Here is a 384-nt window from a genome sequence, read left to right as displayed (position 1 = left end):
AATCCCATCTTTTCGTCTGACAAAAACATCAAGTGGGAACAACATAAAGTTGCCGGTGCGCATATTTTCAAACACAAAGATTGGTACTTAATGTTCTACATAGGTTACGAAAGCGAGTTTCTTGCCCGCATCGGCATTGCCCGGTCGAAGGATGGCATTACAAATTGGGAACGGCTACCGACGAATCCGATTATTTCGCCAACCACAGACGAAGACGGCTGGGACGCTTCGTCGTGCTATAAATCATTCGTCATTTACGATGCGAAAGAGAAAAAATGGCGACTGTGGTACAACGGTCGCAACGGAAAGTTGAAAGTGGAGCGCATCGGACTTGCATTTCTTGACGGTGAGGACTTAGGCTTTCCTAAAAATAAAAAAAATAAA

The 384-nt window shown here is 44.3% G+C and carries 1 pseudogene; it reads left to right on the top strand.

Features of this window, described 5'->3' with window-relative positions:
* Positions 1 to 90: 90 nt before the first annotated feature.
* Positions 91 to 384: pseudogene (locus tag ASC50_RS05455) on the top strand (hypothetical protein); the annotation flags it as partial.

This window comes from Candidatus Symbiothrix dinenymphae, assembly GCF_001431085.1.
This window is presented reverse-complemented; position numbering and strand designations above follow the sequence as displayed.